This is a genomic window from Achromobacter kerstersii (assembly GCF_902859595.1).
In the GTDB taxonomy this organism is placed as follows: Bacteria; Pseudomonadota; Gammaproteobacteria; order Burkholderiales; family Burkholderiaceae_B; genus Achromobacter; species Achromobacter kerstersii.
Map to the genome: position 1 here is coordinate 512,815 of NZ_CADIJQ010000002.1, position 18,568 is coordinate 531,382.

Annotated in this window: 20 protein-coding genes; 13 read left to right on the forward strand and 7 right to left on the reverse strand. The window is 63.4% G+C overall.

Features of this window, described 5'->3' with window-relative positions:
* Positions 1-31: 31 nt before the first annotated feature.
* Positions 32-1,021, reverse strand: coding sequence for a Bug family tripartite tricarboxylate transporter substrate binding protein (locus HV765_RS11215; protein ID WP_054423433.1), 990 nt, complete (start codon positions 1,019-1,021; stop codon positions 32-34).
* Between the two features lie 224 nt (positions 1,022-1,245).
* Between HV765_RS11215 and HV765_RS11220 the strand changes: the two genes are divergently transcribed.
* The 3 genes from HV765_RS11220 to HV765_RS11230 all read left to right on the forward strand — a co-directional run bounded on the left by HV765_RS11220 (position 1,246) and on the right by HV765_RS11230 (position 4,229).
* Entirely contained in the window at positions 1,246-2,172 is a 927-nt protein-coding gene (locus HV765_RS11220) for a LysR substrate-binding domain-containing protein (RefSeq protein WP_175169738.1), read from the forward strand.
* Positions 2,173-2,180: 8 nt separating this feature from the next.
* Positions 2,181-3,299, forward strand: a complete 1,119-nt coding sequence (gene mnmA / locus HV765_RS11225) for a tRNA 2-thiouridine(34) synthase MnmA (RefSeq protein ID WP_175169739.1) — start codon at positions 2,181-2,183, stop codon at positions 3,297-3,299.
* Between the two features lie 108 nt (positions 3,300-3,407).
* On the forward strand, positions 3,408-4,229 hold the full coding sequence (locus HV765_RS11230) for a sulfite exporter TauE/SafE family protein (protein ID WP_054423430.1): 822 nt from the start codon (positions 3,408-3,410) through the stop codon (positions 4,227-4,229).
* A gap of 109 nt (positions 4,230-4,338) precedes the next feature.
* On the opposite strand, the gene HV765_RS11235 is transcribed toward HV765_RS11230, so the two are convergent.
* On the reverse strand, positions 4,339-4,950 hold the full coding sequence (locus tag HV765_RS11235) for a glutathione S-transferase (RefSeq protein WP_054423429.1): 612 nt from the start codon (positions 4,948-4,950) through the stop codon (positions 4,339-4,341).
* Positions 4,951-5,111: 161 nt separating this feature from the next.
* Between HV765_RS11235 and purB the strand changes: the two genes are divergently transcribed.
* Positions 5,112-6,488, forward strand: a complete 1,377-nt coding sequence (gene purB, locus HV765_RS11240; RefSeq protein WP_054423428.1) for an adenylosuccinate lyase — start codon at positions 5,112-5,114, stop codon at positions 6,486-6,488.
* Between the two features lie 58 nt (positions 6,489-6,546).
* Positions 6,547-7,005: a c-type cytochrome gene (locus HV765_RS11245; protein WP_175169740.1), complete on the forward strand. Its 459-nt coding sequence runs from the start codon at positions 6,547-6,549 to the stop codon at positions 7,003-7,005.
* A gap of 93 nt (positions 7,006-7,098) precedes the next feature.
* On the opposite strand, the gene HV765_RS11250 is transcribed toward HV765_RS11245, so the two are convergent.
* The 3 genes from HV765_RS11250 to HV765_RS11260 all read right to left on the reverse strand — a co-directional run bounded on the left by HV765_RS11250 (position 7,099) and on the right by HV765_RS11260 (position 9,284).
* Positions 7,099-7,791, reverse strand: a complete 693-nt coding sequence (locus HV765_RS11250) for a cytochrome b/b6 domain-containing protein (protein ID WP_175169741.1) — start codon at positions 7,789-7,791, stop codon at positions 7,099-7,101.
* A gap of 110 nt (positions 7,792-7,901) precedes the next feature.
* Positions 7,902-8,186, reverse strand: coding sequence for a hypothetical protein (locus HV765_RS11255; RefSeq protein ID WP_054423425.1), 285 nt, complete (start codon positions 8,184-8,186; stop codon positions 7,902-7,904).
* 738 nt (positions 8,187-8,924) lie between these two features.
* Positions 8,925-9,284 (reverse strand): hypothetical protein, encoded by a 360-nt coding sequence (locus tag HV765_RS11260; RefSeq protein ID WP_175169742.1) that lies wholly within the window; start codon positions 9,282-9,284, stop codon positions 8,925-8,927.
* A gap of 140 nt (positions 9,285-9,424) precedes the next feature.
* On the opposite strand from HV765_RS11260, the gene HV765_RS11265 reads away from it, so the two are divergent.
* The 4 genes from HV765_RS11265 to HV765_RS11280 all read left to right on the forward strand — a co-directional run bounded on the left by HV765_RS11265 (position 9,425) and on the right by HV765_RS11280 (position 12,256).
* Positions 9,425-9,931, forward strand: coding sequence for a GNAT family N-acetyltransferase (locus tag HV765_RS11265; RefSeq protein WP_175169743.1), 507 nt, complete (start codon positions 9,425-9,427; stop codon positions 9,929-9,931).
* A gap of 122 nt (positions 9,932-10,053) precedes the next feature.
* Positions 10,054-10,758 carry a DUF3053 family protein gene (locus HV765_RS11270; RefSeq protein WP_175169744.1) on the forward strand — a complete coding sequence of 235 codons (705 nt, stop codon included), beginning with the start codon at positions 10,054-10,056 and terminating at the stop codon, positions 10,756-10,758.
* Positions 10,759-10,825: 67 nt separating this feature from the next.
* The gene (locus tag HV765_RS11275; protein WP_175169745.1) at positions 10,826-11,917 is read left to right on the forward strand and encodes an AI-2E family transporter; all 1,092 of its coding nucleotides are present in this window, start codon (positions 10,826-10,828) and stop codon (positions 11,915-11,917) included.
* A 117-nt stretch (positions 11,918-12,034) separates the two neighbouring features.
* Positions 12,035-12,256 carry a hypothetical protein gene (locus HV765_RS11280; RefSeq protein ID WP_054423419.1) on the forward strand — a complete coding sequence of 74 codons (222 nt, stop codon included), beginning with the start codon at positions 12,035-12,037 and terminating at the stop codon, positions 12,254-12,256.
* 31 nt (positions 12,257-12,287) lie between these two features.
* Here the strand turns inward: HV765_RS11280 and HV765_RS11285 are convergent, their stop codons facing one another.
* Positions 12,288-14,150 carry a DUF4153 domain-containing protein gene (locus HV765_RS11285; RefSeq protein ID WP_175169746.1) on the reverse strand — a complete coding sequence of 621 codons (1,863 nt, stop codon included), beginning with the start codon at positions 14,148-14,150 and terminating at the stop codon, positions 12,288-12,290.
* Positions 14,151-14,421: 271 nt separating this feature from the next.
* Between HV765_RS11285 and HV765_RS11290 the strand changes: the two genes are divergently transcribed.
* Together HV765_RS11290 and yddG are read left to right on the forward strand one after the other, a co-directional pair.
* Positions 14,422-15,996 (forward strand): sensor domain-containing diguanylate cyclase, encoded by a 1,575-nt coding sequence (locus tag HV765_RS11290; RefSeq protein WP_175169747.1) that lies wholly within the window; start codon positions 14,422-14,424, stop codon positions 15,994-15,996.
* Between the two features lie 506 nt (positions 15,997-16,502).
* The gene (gene yddG / locus HV765_RS11295) at positions 16,503-17,411 is read left to right on the forward strand and encodes an aromatic amino acid DMT transporter YddG (RefSeq protein ID WP_054423415.1); all 909 of its coding nucleotides are present in this window, start codon (positions 16,503-16,505) and stop codon (positions 17,409-17,411) included.
* A gap of 32 nt (positions 17,412-17,443) precedes the next feature.
* Here yddG and HV765_RS11300 read toward each other — a convergent pair whose 3' ends face one another.
* Positions 17,444-17,635 carry a hypothetical protein gene (locus HV765_RS11300; protein ID WP_054423414.1) on the reverse strand — a complete coding sequence of 64 codons (192 nt, stop codon included), beginning with the start codon at positions 17,633-17,635 and terminating at the stop codon, positions 17,444-17,446.
* Positions 17,636-17,897: 262 nt separating this feature from the next.
* Between HV765_RS11300 and HV765_RS11305 the strand changes: the two genes are divergently transcribed.
* Together HV765_RS11305 and HV765_RS11310 are read left to right on the forward strand one after the other, a co-directional pair.
* Complete coding sequence (locus HV765_RS11305; RefSeq protein WP_054423413.1) at positions 17,898-18,149, forward strand: hypothetical protein; 252 nt, start codon at positions 17,898-17,900, stop codon at positions 18,147-18,149.
* A gap of 132 nt (positions 18,150-18,281) precedes the next feature.
* On the forward strand, positions 18,282-18,473 hold the full coding sequence (locus HV765_RS11310; RefSeq protein WP_175169748.1) for a hypothetical protein: 192 nt from the start codon (positions 18,282-18,284) through the stop codon (positions 18,471-18,473).
* The last annotated feature ends 95 nt before the right edge of the window (positions 18,474-18,568 follow it).

The window sequence follows — 18,568 nt, forward strand, 5'->3', positions numbered from 1 at the left end:
ACAAGCTTGCGCGGCGGGGGCCGAAGATCGCTTAGTCGATCTTCACGTTGGCTTCTTTGGCGATGCGCTTGTTCTTGGCGATTTCAGTGGCGATCTGCTTGCCGAAGTCGGCCGAGCTGTTGGCGGCGGGTTCAGCACCCAGCGCTTCCAGGCGCGACTTGACGTCGGCTTCCGCGCTGACCTTCTGCACGGCGGCGTTCAGCTTGGCCAGAATCGGCTCCGGCAGCTTGGCCGGGGCGACCAGACCGAACCAGGACGCGTCGTTCACGGCCGGCAGGCCGGCTTCGGCGAACGTGGGCACGTTGGGCAGGCTGGCCACGCGCTTCGGGGAAGCGACGGCCATGGCGATCAGGCGGCCGGACTGCACGTGCGGCAGCGTGGACGGCAGGTTGTCATACATGACGTCGACCTGGCCGGCCAGTGCGTCGTTCAGCGCCGGGCCCACGCCACGGTAGGGAACGTGCATCAGGTCGGTGCCCGAGGCCATCTTGAACAGTTCGCCCATCATGTGCGAGACCGAACCGTTGCCGGCCGATGCGTACGTCAGCTTGCCCGGCTGGCTCTTGGCCAGCGTGATGAACTCGGCCATGTTCTTGGCCTGCACCTTCGGGTTGATCGTCATGATGTTCGGCACGGCTGCCAGGTTCGAGATGGGCGTGAAGTCCTTCTCGCCATCGAACGGCAGGTTCGGGTAGATGGCCGGGTTGATGCCGTGCGTGCTGACGGTGGCGATGCCAAGCACGTAGCCGTCCGGCGCGCTGCTGGCGACAAATGCGCTGCCGATCGAGCCGCCGGCGCCGCCGCGGTTTTCCACCACAACGGTCTGACCCAGTTCCTTGCCCAGCTTGTCCGCGAACAGGCGGCCGACGATGTCGGTGGTGCCGCCGGGCGGGAAGGGAACGATCAGGCGGATGGGCTTGCTCGGATACGCATCTTCAGCGTGCGCGATACCCGAGATCAGCGGCGTGGCCAAGGTCGCGGCAGCGACACAGAGGCCCAGGACTACATTACGGCGTTGCATGAATTCCCCTAATAAATGGAAAGCGGATGCGCAAAGGCAGACGCAAACGCAATGATTCTTTCCTGGCGGGGCGGTTTGCGCAAACGAAAGTTTCTCCGTAAGCTATGACTTTTTTTCATGCCTCTCTGTTGGCGGCACCGTTCGGGCGTTACTTTTGTGTAACTTTTCCGACACGGTTCGCTGATCTTTCGGGCCGGAGCCCCACCCAGGCGTGGGGGCGAACCATGCGACGTTTCTGTCCCTCTTTAACCGATCTGCAGGCCTTCGAAGTGGCCGCCAGGCACAGCAGCTTTACGCGCGCGGCGCAGGAACTATGTGTGACGCAGGGCGCCGTCAGTAAACAGGTGAAACATCTGGAAGAGTTCGTCGGCGTCGAACTATTCCTGCGGATCAGGCAAGGCCTGGTCCTGACCGAAGCGGGCCGCAGCTATCTGACCAAGATTCAGGCGGGGCTGGGCCAGATTGAGGCCGCGACCGTAGAGCTGATTGCGCACCAGGGGCAGGGCGGCACGCTCAACCTGACCTGTATGCCGACCTTCGGCGCGCGCTGGCTGATTCCGCGGCTTACCGCCTTCATGCGCCTGCGCCCCGACATCCACGTAGAGTTTCTGCCGCATCGCCAGGGCTACGATTTTTCGACGCCGGAACTGGATGCTGCGGTGCGCTTTGGCGAAGGGCTGTGGCCAGGCAGCGGGTCTGACTACATCGTTGGCCGGGATATCGTGCCGGTCTGTAGCCCCCGCCTGATCCCGGGCGGCTGCCCCACGCCGGAAGCGTTGCTGGCGTATCCGCTGCTGCACCACACGTCGGCCCTGGAAGGCTGGCGCGACTGGTTCGAGCAGGCCGGATGCGATTCCCGGCGCAGTCTGGAAGGGGCGCGCTTTGATCAGTACGCGCTCTTGTCGCAGGCGGCTGCGGCGGGGTTTGGCGTTGCGCTGATTCCGCGTTGCCTGATCGAAGACGAATTGCGCGACGGCAAGCTGGCCGTCGCCATCAAGCTGCCCATTCGCGCGCGCATGGGCTATTACCTGTGCTATCCCGAGCAGAAGGCCAACCTGCCCACATTGCAGGCGTTTCGCGCCTGGCTGATGGAAGTCTCGCGGGCGGCCGAGCCGCAGCCACGGGAAGATGCCGTGTCCGATTTAAAATAAGCGCCATCATGAGTCAAATATCCACCAAGAAAGGCCGCGTTGTGGTCGGCATGTCGGGCGGGGTCGATTCTTCGGTCACCGCGTGGCTGCTCAAGCAGCAAGGCTATGACGTCGTTGGCCTGTTCATGAAGAACTGGGAAGACGACGACGATTCCGAATACTGTTCCACCCGCCAGGATCTGCTTGACGCCGCCAGCGTCGCGGACCTGGTTGGCGTGGACTTCGAGTTCGTCAACTTCGCTGCTGAATATAAAGACCGCGTGTTCGCGGATTTCCTGCGCGAGTATTCCGCGGGCCGCACGCCCAACCCGGATGTGCTGTGCAATGCCGAGATCAAGTTCAAGGCATTCCTGGACCACGCCATGGCTTTGGGCGCCGAGCACATCGCCACCGGTCACTACGCGCGGGTGCGCGAGGTGCCGGCCGAGGGGGGCGGCACGCAGTTCCAGCTGTTGAAAGCGCTGGACGCCTCCAAGGATCAAAGCTACTTCCTGCATCGGCTGAATCAGGCGCAACTGTCGCGCACGCTGTTTCCGCTGGGCGAGATCCACAAGACCGAGGTGCGGCGTATCGCGCACGAGATCGGTTTGCACAACGCGGCCAAGAAGGATTCCACGGGGATCTGCTTCATCGGCGAACGCCCGTTCCGCGAATTCCTGAACCGCTACCTGCCGACCGAGCCGGGCCCGATCCTGACGCCCGAAGGCCAGAAGGTCGGGCGCCACGAGGGCCTGTCGTTCTATACGCTGGGGCAGCGTAAGGGCCTGGGCGTGGGCGGCGTGAAGGGCCGCCAGCGTGAAGATGGCACGGCCGAAGCCTGGTACGTGGCGCGCAAGGATCTGGAGCGCAACATCCTCTACGTGGTGCAAGGGCATGACCACCCGTGGCTGTTGTCGGGCCAGTTGCAGGCGCAAGACGCCAGCTGGGTGGCCGGGCATCCGCCTGCCATCGCCAGCTATGGCGCCAAGACGCGCTACCGTCAGGCGGACGCGGCTTGCCGTCTGGAGCGTGCCGAGGGCGATACCTTTGCGCTGGATTTCACCGAGCCGCAGTGGGCCGTCACGCCCGGCCAGTCGGCTGTGCTTTACGATGGCGAGGTTTGCCTGGGCGGCGGCATCATCCTGTAAGGACGCCGTCTGGTGCGTGTGGGTCCGGACGAGGCCCCGCGGGTGCGATCCCTGCGGGGCCTTGTTCATGAGAAGCAAGTATTCAAAACAAAACAAGAGGAGACGGTTGTGGATGTGTCGATGTTGATTTGCCTGCTGGTGTTGGGGGCGGTGGTGGGGTTTGCCGCGGGGCTGCTGGGCATTGGCGGCGGGATGCTGCTGGTGCCTTTCCTGACAATGCTGTTCGCCTGGCAGGGCATGCCGGCTGATCTGGTCGTGCACGCGGCCATCGCCACGTCGATGACCTCGATCCTGTTCACCTCCGTGTCCAGCGTCCGGGCGCACCAGCAGCGGGGCACCATCAAATGGAACATCGTTTGGGCGATGGCGCCGGGCATCATCATCGGCGGGCTGGTGTCGGGCGGCGCCGTGTTCGCCGCGCTCAGCACCTTGTGGCTGTCGCTGTTCTTCGCGCTGTTCGTGGGCTATTCGGGCTGGAGCATGCTGCGCAACAAGAAGCCCAAGCCGGCGCGGCAGATGCCCGGCGTGGTCGGCACCAGTGCAGCCGGGGCAGGCATCGGTTTCCTGTCGGGCCTGGTCGGCGCGGGCGGCGGTTTCCTGTCCGTGCCGTTCATGGTCTGGTGCAATGTGGCGTTGCATAACGCCGTGTCGACGTCGGCCGCGCTGGGCTTTCCCATCGCGCTGGCCAACAGCGTGGGCTATGTGGTGTCGGGCCTGAACGAGGGCGCGTCGCGCCCCGGCATGCTGGGCTATATCTATTGGCCGGCCTTGCTGGCGCTGGTGTGCACCAGCGTGCTGACGGCGCCGATGGGCGCGCGCATGGCGCACCGCCTGCCGGTGCAAACCTTGAAGCGCGTGTTCGCCTGCCTGCTGTTCGCCTTGGCCGCCTACATGCTGTTCAAGGCCTGGCAGACGTTCGCCGCCCAATAGCGGGGTCGACAATACGCGGCCGGAATCTACCGGCCGCAGCAATGAAAATCGGCCGCATTTGCGGCCGATGTCTCTCAGGCGCCCATCGCGGATGGGCAGTCTGTGGCGGTCAGGCGGTCTTGGGAACCGTGTCCAGGAACGATTGCCGTTGGGACAGCTTGTCGTACAGGCGGGCCAGGTTCAGGTGGTTGGCACGCCAGTCAAGCTCGGCGAAGCGCAAGTCCAGGTAACCCAGCGCGCAGCCGACGGCGATGTCGGCCAGGCTGTAGTTGATGCCCATACAGTGCGCGTTTTCGCCCAGGCTCTTGTTCATGGCGTCGAGACTGGCGTGGATTTTGCTGAACTGGCGTTCAATCCATTCCGGGCTGCGTTGCACCTCGGGGCGCTGGTTTTCCTTGACGATAGCCACGCACGCATCCAGCAGGCCGTCTGCGATGGCTTCCCAGCATTTCACAGCCGCGCGGTCGCGGCCCTGTTGCGGGATCAGGCGGGCAACGGGAGACAGGGTGTCCACGTATTCAACGATGACGCGCGAATCGAACAGCGCGCCGCCGTCTTCCATGACCAGGCAGGGAACCTTGCCCAGCGGGTTGTACGTTTGGATCTGCGTGTCGGCGGACCAGACGTTTTCGAGTTCAAGCCGGTAGTCCAGCTTTTTCTCGGCCATGACGATACGCACTTTGCGTACGTATGGACTGGTAAGCGAGCCGATCAGTTTCATGGAGTCACAAGCGGAGTCGAAAAGCGGCCGAAGTATAGCAGGCCGTATGACGGTCTAACCGGCCGCCGGCCGGAATCTTCGCCAGTTTGCCACAATGTTGCATGCCCTCGGATGATAAAATCGTCGGGTTTTCCCATCCGTAGCCATTTCTTCTCCAGACCATGCAAATCGCCGATCAATTGAGCCAACTGAATGCCCTTTCGCCATTGGATGGCCGTTACGCTTCCCGGAGCGACGCGCTGCGCGGTCTGCTGTCCGAAGCCGGCTTCATGGCGCACCGTGTCGAAGTCGAGGTGGCTTGGCTCGTCGCCCTGTCCGACGCCGGCCTGCCCGAACTGCCCTCGTTCTCTGAAGCCGCACGCCAGCGCCTGCAACAGCTGGTGCAGGATTTTTCGGAATCCGACGCTGGCCGCATCAAGGACATCGAACGCGTCACGAACCATGACGTGAAGGCCGTTGAGTACTGGCTGAAGGAAAAAGTCGCTGATGACGCCGAGCTGGCCCGCGCCGCCGAGTTCATCCACTTTGCCTGCACCTCCGAAGACATCAACAACACCTCGCACGCGCTGATGCTGTCGCGCGCCCGCGACCAGGTCGTGGTGCCGCGCCTGCGTGAACTGGCCGCCAAGCTGAACGACATGGCTGTGGCCCAAGCTGACCAGCCGATGCTGTCGCGCACGCACGGCCAGCCGGCCAGCCCGACCACGCTGGGCAAGGAATTCGCCAACGTGGCCGCGCGCCTGAACCGCGCCATCGCCGCCGTCGAAGCCGTGGAACCGCTGGCCAAGCTGAACGGCGCCACCGGCAACTACAACGCCCACCTGTCCGCCTATCCGGAAATCGACTGGCCCGCCTTCAGCCAGCGCGTGCTGGCCGGCCTGGGCCTGACCCAGAACCGTCACACCATCCAGATCGAACCGCATGACTGGATGTCGGCATTGTTTGACGCCATCACGCGCGCCAACATCATCGTCCTGGATCTGGACCGTGACGTCTGGGGCTACGTGGCCCTGGGCTACTTCAAGCAGCGCCTGAAAGAAGGCGAGGTCGGCTCGTCGACCATGCCGCACAAAGTCAACCCGATCGACTTCGAAAACTCCGAAGGCAATCTGGGCCTGGCCAACGCCGTGTTGCGCCACCTGGCCGACAAGCTGCCGATCTCCCGCTGGCAGCGCGACCTGACCGACTCCACCGTGCTGCGCAACCTGGGCGTGGGCCTGGGCTATTGCCTGGTGGCATGGGACGCGTGCATGCGCGGCCTGGGCAAGCTGGAAGTCAACACGGCCGCCATCGACGCCGATATCGACGCGTGCTGGGAAGTGCTGGCCGAACCGGTTCAAACCGTGATGCGCCGCTATGGCCTGCCGCAACCGTACGAACAGCTCAAGGCCTTGACGCGCGGCAAGGGCATCACCGAAGAAGCCCTGCGAGAATTCATCCAGGGCCTGGCGTTGCCTGAAGAACCCAAGGCCCGTCTGCTGGCGATGACGCCGCGCTCGTACATCGGGCTGGCCGCCGAGCTGGCTCGGGCGGTATAGTCGCCATGCCGCGCGCGTCATGCGCGCGGCATCCTTGTTGTTCTTACGGGAGATTGCAATGAAGAAGTTGTCCACGCTTGCCGCGTTGGCCTGTATGACCGTTGGGCCGCTGTTGGCGACGACTGCGTCGGCGCAGTTCGCCAAGCCCGAAGATGCGGTCAAGTACCGCCAATCGGCGCTGACGCTGATGGCCTCGCATTTCGGGCGCATGACGCCGGTGGTCAAGGGCCAGGCGCCCTACGATGCCGCGCAGATCAAGGCCAACGTTGAAGTGTTGAAGACGTTGTCGGCGCTGCCGTGGACGGCTTTCGGTCCGGGTACGGAAGGCGGCGATGCCCGCCCCGAAATCTGGAGCGACGCCGCAGGTTTCAAGCAAAAGCAGCAAGCGTTCCAGGACAACATCGTGAAGCTGTCGGCAGCTGCTGACGCCGGCGATCTGGACAAGCTGCGCGCTGCCTTCGGTGATGTTGGCGCCAGCTGCAAGGCCTGCCACGATTCCTACCGCAAGAAGAAGTAAGGCGCGAGCCGTTCGCGGACGGCCTCGATCGCTGCAAACAAAAAGCCCTTCGAAAATTCGAAGGGCTTTTTGTTTTGTCCTGCGCGAGCGTGTTCAGGAAAAGGACATGTCGGCCACCACTTCCAGCGACCGTATCCACAACACCAATCCCGTCACGCAAGCGCCCAGCAACAGTGCGCGCAGCCAAACGGCAATGCCGTCTTGTGCGGGCGGCGTGCCGGCGGGCAGGTCCTTGGCGTCGACATCGCCGGTGATGATGGCGCGCACCAGGCGCTTGCGGCGAACCACCGCGTACCAGGCGACGGCGGCCAGGTGCAGCGCGATCAGCGCAATGATCACCCACTCGTTCAGCTTGTGCCACGAGGTCAACGCGCCGGCGGTGGCTTCGCTGACATAGCCGAACAAGGGGCCTTGCGTCATGATGTCGTCGGTGGTGAACAGCCCGCTGACGGCTTGAAAGCCGACGACAAGCAGCAGTGCCAGAACCGACAGCGCACCCAGTGGGTTGTGGCCGGCGGGGGCGGCCGCGCCTTTCAGGTAGCGGGCAATGGAACCGGGGCCGCGCACGAACTGGGTGAAGCGGACGTAGCGCGGGCCGATGATGCCCCACAGGATGCGGAAGATGATCAGGCCCAGCGCCGTACAGCCGAAGCGCACATGCCAATCCATATACAGGCCGCCCAGCTTTACGCTGACGAACGCGCCGACGATACAGACGACGAGCGCCCAGTGAAAGAGGCGGGTGGGAAGATCCCAGATGCGGATCGCGAGACGGTTGTTCTGCATGGTGAGCGTGCCCGGACTAAGGTGCTTGCGACTTTATCACGCGTAAAAAGCACTCGCCGCGCATGATGCGCGGCGAGATTGAACTGGCTCAAAGAGCCAGGGTATTGCGTTTAGTGCGTGGTATTGCTGCGCACGGACTCGATGCGATGCACGTGTTCGTGACGGAAGCGGATACGCTGGCCGGGCGCTTTTTGCGACGTTACGCCGCAAGGCACGACTTCCGTCGTGTAGGTCGTGGTGCCGTTGATCGGCGCGTTGAAGATGACCGTTGCGCGGATGGCCGGGCCGTTGGCCGGTTGCAGATAAACGATGTCGCCAATGTGGATCGGCGTGTTGTCCAGCGTCGTATGAGCCGGGCGTCGGATCAGGTCCGAGGTAGTGAAACGAGTATTCATGGTGTGTGTTCTCTTAAGTTCTAGTTATTAGAAAGCTGCGTTTTGTTCATGCCACGAAGGGGCGGACGTACCAAAAGCGCCTCGCGACTTCGCGTTTGCCATGTCCGGCCGGGTAACGTCTTTCAGACATATCGGACAGGCATGCATGACAGTAACGCACAAGTGTTGCCGTCAGTTTGCGCATTCTCATGTTTTTGCTTGCGCGCGTAACGGGGTGATGCGGCCGATGTCGTCAGTCAGTCCAGGACGGTATCGGTTCAGGCCAAGTGGCGTGCATGTTGGGGCATGCGCTCTTCAGGCCTGGGGTCCACGCAGAGCGGGTTGACTCTGGCGGTTGCTGTGCAGCTTTGTCGTGGGTACGACTCGGGCTGCAACGTGTCTTGTTGCTTCTTTCCAAACCGGACTGGCGGCATGGTGAAGATGTGTTTGGCTAATGCCGTGTGTTCCAGATGGAAGTCGGCGGCTTGCGTTTTCGCGTTATGGGTTTTCGCAAACCGGATCGAATTTCCGGGTGGCTGGCGGCTCGCGGTTTTCGCGGGTGGGGCCGGCCAAGCTCTGGAGGGGTACTTCCAGGGTGCTTTCCGTGCTTTCAGCCTATTTATTTTCGGAAATATGGCGGCGTGAAGGCACATCAACTAACGATGATATCGCTGGTTGGCAGGTTTTGCAAGTCTTTTTTGGGGCCTGGGGGCTGGGCGCCGGATTTGCGCCCGGGGCCACGCACCCCCACGTTTGCGCTTAATGCTCCGCGGCGCGGGCTTGGCGTTGGGCTTCGATGATCAGCCCTTCCAGACGCGGGGACATCCGCAGCGCCACTTGCGCGCCCATCGAGCCGTCCGGCTGGCGCTCGGTTTCCAGCGCCAGGCCGATATGCTCGTCCGTGAATGCCTCGGGGGCGGCGTCAAGGTCGGCATAGCGCGCCACCAAGGCGTCCACGGCCTTCTGTGCGCCGGCCAAGGCGTCGTCCGACAATTGGCCCTGCCCCAGATACTGGTTCACGACACGCGCCAGATCATTCATGAAATACAGCAGGGCGGCCGCGCCGCGGCAATCGGGCAGGGTGAAGCCCCAAGGGGCCGGGGAAGCGTGTTGAGTCATGGGTGAAGCCAGGCCAGGGTGACTAGCGGCCGTTGCGGCCGACATTGAATATAAGCCGGCATTTTACGGGAAGGCGCGGCAGCGGTTTGGCCGGCACGGCGCATCGTGCATACTTCCTTGCCCCCTGACCGTCTTGCCTCATGATCCGACCCGCCCAAGTAAGCGACCTGGCCCGCCTGGCCGATATCGAACGCTCCGCCGCGCAGCGCTTTCGCGGCACGCCCATGGACTGGGCCGCCGATGGGGAAACGCTGCCGCTTGATGCGCTGGTCGCGGCCCAGGCGGCCGGCCTGTTGTGGGTGGCGTTGCGTGACGGGCAGGTATGCGGTTTTGCCCTGGCCAGGCCGATGGATGGCGACCTGTTCCTGGTGGAAATGTCAGTGGCCTTGCCCGCGCAAGGCCAAGGCCTGGGCCGAGGGTTGATGCAGGCCGTACTGGCGCACGCGCACGCGGCAGGCCGGTACGGGGCCGTCGTGCTGACCACCGACCGCGAGCTGCCATGGAATGCGCCGTTTTATCAACGGCTGGGTTTTGTGGAATTGGCGCCGCCGTATTCGGCGGGCGTGCACGCCCGTCTGCAATCAGAAGCGGATGCGGGTTTCGATGCCGCACGGCGTTGCGCCCTGGCCTATCCGCTGCGGGCTTAGTCCCTGTGTCAACTCGCTTCGATCGCAACAAAATCCGCCCGCAAGCGGCCGTGGGCCAGCGCTTCGGGATAATCTGCCCCCATGCGCCCGCCATCCACGCAGCGGGCAAGGAGAGGATACGGATGTCACTGTGGCGAGCCTGCCTGGCAGGCCTGGCAATGGCCTCAATGCTGTTCATGACGGCCTGCGTCAATAAAGAACCCCAGGAACGCGTGGCGTTCATCCAGTTGCTGCAATCTCGCGTGACCAGCGACGCGCTGCTGCCGCTTGCCGCCTTGACCAAGGCCGAGAAGGAAGCGGTGGGTGACTACGACGACGCGTACGGCGTCATGACCGATTTCCAACAAGAAATGGCCAAGGCGGCCGGCTCGTTGCGCGACGTGCTGGCGGTGGAGACCCTGCGGTCGGTTGGCGAAATCGTGGAACGCAAAGCGGCGTTCGAGGCGGCTCGCAAGACCCTGGCCGACAGCGCGGGCAAGCTTCAGGACGCGCGCGCCAAAGCCGACAAGGCGCGAGCCGGCCTGACGCTGCCGGCCGACTTGGCGCCTGTCTACGACGGCGTTTATGACGATGCGGTGACCGCGCCCGCCGCCGAGCTGATGCAGGCCGCTACGCGCATGGATTCCGTGGCGCACGACGCAATAGGTATCGCGGATTTCGTCGCCGCCAACTCCGCCGAAATTCAGCTTGTGGATGGCCAGGCGCGTGTGGCCACGCCCACGCTCCAACAGGAACTGAACTTGCGATTGCAGGGCCTGAATGCGCAGTCGGCGGGCCTTGCCGAAGCGCGCGAAACCATCCTGCTTGCGGCAGGCCGAGGGTCTTGAAAGCGTCCGGTAGCAGGCGCTTTGTACAATGCGGGTCTCGCGGCGTTCGCCGTGCCTGGAACGGAATATGAGTCAATCATCCAGCTTGCACTTCAGGACCTTTCTGCTCCTGCTTGTCGTCGTCACCATCGCATTCGGCTGGTTATTGTGGCCGTTCTATGGCGCCGTGTTTTGGGGCGCCATTCTTGCCATTATCTTTGGGCCCTTGCAGCGCCGGCTGGTCAAGCGGTGGGGGGGCAGGCGCAATCTTGCCGCGCTGATCACCCTGTTGGGGGTCTTGCTGCTGGTCATTCTGCCGCTGGTCGCCATCAGCGGGTCGCTGGTGCGTGAAGGCGCGAACCTGTATCAGAGCATCAAGTCGGGCGAGCTGAATTTCGGCGCCTACTTTCAGCAGGCGATGGCGGCATTGCCTCCGTCGGTGCACGACCTGCTGGCGCGCTTTGATCTGGCCGACATCCCGAGCCTGCAAGAAAAGCTCAGCGCGGGCGCCATGCAGGCCAGCCAGTTCCTGGCGACCCAGGCCTTGAGCATCGGGCAGGACACGTTCCAGTTCGTGATCAGCTTCGGCATCATGCTGTACCTGCTGTTCTTCCTGTTGCGTGACGGGCCGCAGTTGTCCGCACGCATCAAGCGCGCCATGCCGCTGAGCGACGCGCACAAGCAGCATTTGTTTCGCAAGTTCACGACCGTGATCCGCGCCACCGTCAAGGGCAACATCGCGGTTGCGGCGGCGCAGGGCGCGTTGGGCGGCATCATCTTTTCGATTCTGTCGATTCAGGGCGCGCTGCTGTGGGGCGTGATCATGGGCTTCCTGTCGCTGCTGCCCGCCGTGGGCGCAGGCCTGATCTGGGCGCCCGTGGCCATCTACTTCCTGCTGACGGGCGCCGTCGTCAAAGGCGCGGTGCTGATTGCGTTTGGCGTGCTGGTCATCGGTATGGTCGACAACGTGCTGCGCCCGATTCTGGTGGGCAAGGACACGAAGATGCCCGACTACGTGGTGCTGATTTCCACACTGGGCGGCATGGCGCTGTTCGGCCTGAACGGTTTTGTGATCGGCCCGCTGATCGCCGCGCTGTTCATGGCCTGCTGGGACCTGTTCTCGCCGTCGTCGGATGAGCTGCTCGGCAACACGGAAGACGCGCCGCCGTCCGCCAAGTAAGGCCCGCGCGGGTGTATCGTGTAGCAGGGCCGGTCTTCACAGGCCGGCCCTTTTGCATTGCCGATTTTCTCTGCCGGCTGTTTCTTTGCTGGCTTGCCCACACAGGAGCGCGTTGCAATGGAATGGAAACTGCATCGATCAGGCTGGATCGAAGAACGCAATTTCGATATTGAGTTCGCTGAGGTGCCCGAAGGGTTTCATGCGCGGGTACGCATCATCGGATTCCCCCCTCTTGAAGACACCAAGAACGTCTTTCCCACCGAGGCCTTGGCGGAGAAGGGCGCGTTGACCTTGCTCAAGAGCCAGTTTGCGGGCACGCCCGACCTGGAAGAAAAATAGCGCGGCGTCTGCCGCGCTTGGCCGTTGACGCCTAACGCAGCCTGAACAGGTTGTCGCCGATGCGCAGGTCTCGGTCGGTGCGGGGCTGCGTGCGCACCAATCCTTGCTTGAGCGCCTGCTGGATATTCGTGACGCCCGTCTCGTCCGCGGTGTCCATCGAAAAGCTGATGGCGGTCAGGTGGCCGCGCAGGCTCCATTCGCCCGCTGCGTCCGGCGTATAGATGGGCAGGCGCTCAACGGTGCTGGTCTGCACATCGCTGGGCGGGGTGACGTACAGCACGATGTCATCACGGCCGTCGCCCGTCAGATCGGCAAAGACCAGTTGGCAGCGGGGTTCCGCGGTTTGGCTGGACAGCCCCGTGGATGCGCCGGACTTGGCTGGCGCGGCGCACGTTTTGGCTTGCGAGGGATAAGTCTGTATCAAGTACGCCCACCACGACGCCGGCACCTTGGTGTTCGCGGGGATCGTGGTGAAGGCGGGCACGTTCGCCATGTCCTGAGCTAGCTGCTGTGCATTGTCCGCCCAGCGGAAGTAGCCGCTTTTCAACGCTTCTTTGGCAACGGCCGCAATGCGGGGGTCTCGTGCGTTGGCCGCCCCATCGGCCAGTTTCTGTACGGCTTCCACGCCCCACTTTCCAAAGTCTTCACCGACACGGTAATACGTGAACTCGTGGGGATCGAGGCGTCCGTCGATCATGCGCTGCAACTGGCTTTCGGCCGCCAGGCGCAAGGGGTTGGCGACGGGCGTAATGAACGCCGCCAGCACCGCCAGCGTGGCGCCGGCGGTGATCAGGTTGGTAGCGGCCAACATCGGGTAGTAATGCTTGGGGCGCAAGGCCGCCCAGCTGTAACCCGCCCCATACAGCACCAGAATGCCGCTTGCGGCCACGCCCCAGGCGCGCAGCACGGTCCAGCCGTACTGGTCGACTCGGACGATGGCGCCGTACAGGGCCACGGCCGCCAGCGGCAGCAGGCACACCATGGCCGCACGCAGCAGCGCGCCCAGGCGCGGGCCGAATGGCGCGGCGTCCGCATGGTCTTGCCAGGCCGCGTTGATCAGCTTGATCCACACGAGCGAGAACGCAATCAGGGCGCCCGCCGACAATTGCACGGCCTGCAAGCCCAGCGCCATGCGGGCGGCGAGCGCCAGCGTGAAGGCAACGCCCACCAGCGTGACCAGCGGCAGCAACCACGCATTGAGCGTCAGCCACGAACGTTGCAGGGTGTCCGTCAGTGCGGGGCGTCGGCGTACGCCGACCAGGCATGCCGCCAGAATCATCGGCCATGCCGCGTAGCGGAACGTTGAGTTTTCGACAATCCGCTGCACGATGCCGATGCCGATCATCTTGAACATGGCGCCCGCCGCCGTCAGCAGCAGGCACACGGCCCCCGCCAGGAAAAGGCTCAGGGCCAGGTGGACGGCATTGCGCCACGCGGCGCGAAATACTGCCGGGTAATGCCATTGCGCGCGCGTGGCGTCCAGCGCCTGAATCACCGGCAGCAGGATGAAACCCGCCGTGCCGGTCAGCAGCATGGCAACGCCCATCTCGCTGTCCCGAAGCCAGCCGCCGCGCTCATTCGGCAACGCGCCAAACGCGGCCGTCAGCCCATAGGCGGTGAGGGCGGGCAGGATCAGGCCATAGACGGCCAGCGCAATCAGCCAGCGCCTGGGGCTGGCCATCCCCGCCAGCAAAGCGCCGGCCAGCGGCGCCAGCGCCAGCCATTGCAGCAGAAAGTACAGGCCGAAGGGATGGCCCCATGGCCACGCCTGGCGCGCCATGAGTTCATGCAGGGCCACCCCAAGCAGGGCCGCGATGACGCCATAGACCAGCACGGTTTTGTCGGGCGCGCTCAGAGCGCTGCCGGGGGGTACTTTAAGGGACGGATTATTCATGGCGGCGATAGTAACAACGCGCTCATTGGCCGGTATATGCAACGGGTTGCCATCCGTATCTGTCTGTCAGGAAGTCATCGCGCAGCGCAATATTTCGGAGTAAATTGGGGACGCGATGATGGGGGTTAATCAGGGCTTAAGCCCGTAATCCGGCCGTTGTGCGCGGATTGTGCGGTTGCGGGCTTCTGCAATAATTTCTGAATTTGATCCACCCGGCGCAATGATCGGGACGGACGTATCGGGAGGCGCATGGGTCCAAAAGAGGTAATCAATGGCTGACGGCGAAAGCCTGGCAGGCGTGAGAACGCGCCCGCAGCACCGGTATTCCATGCGGACCGGTTTGCTGGCCCTGGTCGTCACCTGTATTGCGCCGGCGCTGGTCGTGGCGTCGGTGGCGGTGTACGAAAGCTACGTTGTCCAAAAGGAACGCATCTTTCGCGACACCATTTTCCTTGCCCGCAATCTGGCGTCCATCCTCGACCGCGAACTGACTGGCGTGGAAGCGGGCGTGCAGATGCTGGCGTCATCCCCGGATCTTCTTAACGGTGATTTCGCGGGCTTTCATCAGCGTGCGCGGGAGTCAGTGCGTTTCCAGATCGTTGACAGCTATGTGCTGACCGACAAAGACGGCCGCCAGGTGCTCAATACGCTGGTGCCTTACGGCACGCCCCTGCCGCTTTCCGGCGCGCCCGAAGATTTAAGGCAGGTGTTTCGCGCGCGCTCTCCTGTGCTGACCCGCTTGTTCACGGGCGGCGTCAGCGGCAGGCCGACCATTGCGCTCGGCGTGCCCGTTCTGCGTGCGGGGGAGGTCGCCTATAGCCTGAACGTGGGCATTTCGCCCGACCGAATCGGGGCGGCGCTGGGCCGGCGCGCCTTGCCGGATGGCTGGGTGGCCGCCGTGCTGGACAGCTCCGGCACCATCGTGGCCCGCACTCGCGACGCGTCCAAGTTCGTGGGCGAGAAGGCCGTCCCTTCGCTGGCGCGCGCCGTCATGCAGGACGGCGAAGGCGCATTGGAATCCACCACGAAGGAAGGCACGCCCGTCTACACCGCGTTCAGCCGGTCTGCCGTGTCTGGGTGGACCGTCGCGGCCGGTGCGCCGATGACCTTATTGACTACCGACTTGTACCGTTCCATCGCCTGGCTGGCATTGGGCACCTTGTTCGCGTTTGGCCTGGGGCTGTGGCTGGCGTTGCGATTGGCCAGCAGCCTGACGTCTGCGGTGCAAGGTCTGGTCGGCCCGGCATTGGCGCTGGGCGAAGGCCGTACCGTCGAACTGGCCGGCACCCGCGTCAAAGAGGCCGAGGAAGTCGGTACGGCGTTGTTGCAGGCCTCGCGCATGCTGGCGCACGCACAGCATCTGGCGCACTACGACCCGCTTACTGGCTTGTGCAACCGGGTGTTGTTCGGCGAGCTGATCTTGCGTGAATTGGCCGTGGCGCAGCGCAGTGGCGAGCCCTTCGCCATTCTGGCGATCGACCTGGACGGGTTCAAGGCGGTCAACGACATGCACGGCCACGCCGCGGGCGACACCGTGCTGAAAGAGGCCGCCGACCGCATGGGCCGCGCCATCCGCGTGTCCGATGTGGCGGCCCGGCTGGGGGGTGATGAGTTCGCCGTCTTGCTGATGGGAGTCGGCAAGGAGCAAGCGCAACCCGTGGCCGAGGCCTTGGTCGACAGCCTGTCCTTGCCTTATCCGGGCATCCGCGTATCGGTGTCTGCCAGCGTCGGCATCGCGGTGTATCCGGAGTCCGGCATCACGATGCTGCAATTGCTGGAGCGGGCCGATGTGGCGCTGTACCAGGCCAAGGGGCAGGGCAAGCGGCGCGTGGCGTCCGACCTATAACGGTGATGTGGTTGGCCGCGCCGCCCCGCCTCGTGGCGGGGGCGATTCAGACGCCAGGGCGCGGCGGCTGTTGAGGGGCGAGGGCCGTCAGGACCTCGCCTGATTTCAGCCGATACTGCTTGTCGCCCAGCGCGTCCACCTGTTCCCCTTCGGAGGTCCGAAGGATATAGCGCGTGGCGGGCGGGGGCGGCGAGTCCGGCGTGGGCGGACCGTCCGCTTGCAGGAAGACTTCTATCCGATAAAGCCGGCCAGACTCCGTGCTGGCAAGAACATCACTCAGTCTGCGTATTGAAATGGCCATGCGCCTGCTACTCCCTCTTCTTCACGGTTTCGGTGGGTATGTCGCGGTTGCGGGCACGGATTTTCCTCCGTGCGGGCTGGTCACTACGATAACGTTTGGTTTTCGCTACACTGCCCGGCTGCACGGCGCCCGCTTGCACGGCGCCCGCTTACACGGCGCCTGATTCAAGTGCAGGCAGCAGGACAACAGAAAAGCAGACACAGTAATGCAGATTTCTCCCGGCCGGAACACGGCCACCATCCTTGGGTTGCTGGCGATCGTGCTGTGGGGCACGGTCGTGGGTTTGATTCGTGGAGTCAGTGAGAATTTCGGCGCCATTGGAGGCGCCGCGCTTATCTATACGGTGGGTTCGATCTTCCTGGTTGGCTTGCTGGGGTTTCCGAAATTACGGCAATTTCCTCGGCAGTATCTTGTCGTCGGCAGCCTGTTGTTCGTCGCCTACGAGATCTGTTTGTCGCTCTCGCTGGGCTTTGCCAATGATCGCGCGCAGGCCATTGAGCTGGGCATCGTCAATTACCTGTGGCCTTGCCTGACGGTGGTGCTGGCGATCTTCATCAACGGGCAGCGGGCCAGCGCCTGGGTCGTTCCTGGGATATTGCTTTCCATCTGCGGCATCGTCTGGGTCGTGGGCGGATCAGGCGGATTATCGTGGGCGCGCACCGTCACGAATGTGTCGAGCAACCCCCTCAGTTATGGATTGGCGTTCAGTGGCGCCATTATCTGGGCGCTTTATTGCAACGTGACCAAGCGCTTCGCTGACGGCAAAAATGGCGTTGCGCTGTTCTTCATGCTGACTGCGGCGGTCTTGTGGATCAAATACTTCCTGAGCCCCGAGCCGCCCCTGGCATTTTCCGCGTCCGCCACGCTGGAACTCTGCGTGACCGGCGGCGCGATGGCGGCCGGCTATGCGTTGTGGAATGTGGGAATACTCAAAGGCAATCTGACCTTGCTGGCCACGGCGTCGTACTTCACCCCGGTGCTGTCGACCTTTTTCGCAGCCGTGTGGCTGTCCACCCACCTGACCGTGTCGTTCTGGCAAGGCGTGGCGATGGTCACCGCCGGTTCGTTGTTGTGCTGGGCGGCAACGCGAGGCAAATCCGCCCGGGGCGGGTAGCCCAGGGCGGATGGCTTGGGGGAAAAACGCGCCTAGTCGATCAACATGCTTTGGGCCACGGCGTAGCCCAGCGGGATCAACAGCAGCGAAGCAAAGGTGGAACTGACAATCGCCGCCGATATCTTCAGCCAGGGCTCGGGCCCCGCACTTTGAATCGTTTGAATCACCAACGCGACGATACCCATAACCATCAAACAGCTGATTACCACTGCTACGTAAGTCATGTTGTCTCCGTCCTCGCCTGATTAAAGGGGTGCGGCTGCCGCTGCTGCGGTCTAGATGTTTGAACTGATTGTGCGCCTGTATTGGCAGACTGCACCCTAGGGTTTTCCAGGCGCAACGCTTGCGATGTGGCGGTTTTGCCGCAGGGGATGCAGCATGAATTTCATGTGCGCGCGCAGCATTTCAATCGGCGTTCGATAAGGCCGTTTCAGCGTAGGGATTGCGCTACGATGGCGGCATCCCATCACAGAAAAAGGCGGTCCCATGCCGCAGAAATTACGCCCTGGCACGCGTGCCACGCTTCAGGTCAGGCAGCTCATGCCGGGCGAATTTGCATGGATCATCACATTGCTCGACCCTGAGACCGGTAATGTGCATAGCACCAATTATTCGGAAAGACGCTATGGCAGCCAGGATGAGGCCTCTGCGGCAGGCAAGGCCGCCGTTGTGAAATTTCTGGGCAGCGATGGCAAAAATGTCATGAGCGTCCCCAAGGAAGCGAAGCCCAAGCCCTGATTCCGCCCTTGATTTTCCGCAAGATGAAGCCCTCGCCAGAGGGCTTTTTTGCGCCGGTGCGATATCGAAGCGGGGCGGGAACGCGAATTGCTGTGCACCTTAGCGGCGCAATACGCGCCGGAGGAGCAGAACATGACCCCAACCCCGCATCGAGAGCCTGGCTTGCCCGACGACCTGTCGCCGGACGACCCTTCGCTACCCGGCAACTTGCCGCCCGACGATCCCTTGCCGGACCCGAATCAGCCGCCCGACGATCCGCCGTCGCACGATCCCACGCCGCCTGCGCCCGATCCGCGTATGCCTGGCGCCATTGATCTGGCTTGAGCGGCGGTTGCCTGCTCGCGCGCAATTCATCAAATCATGAGGAGTCCGATATGCGTTCCATCTTGCTGTGGCTGCTTGGCGTGCCCATTCCCATC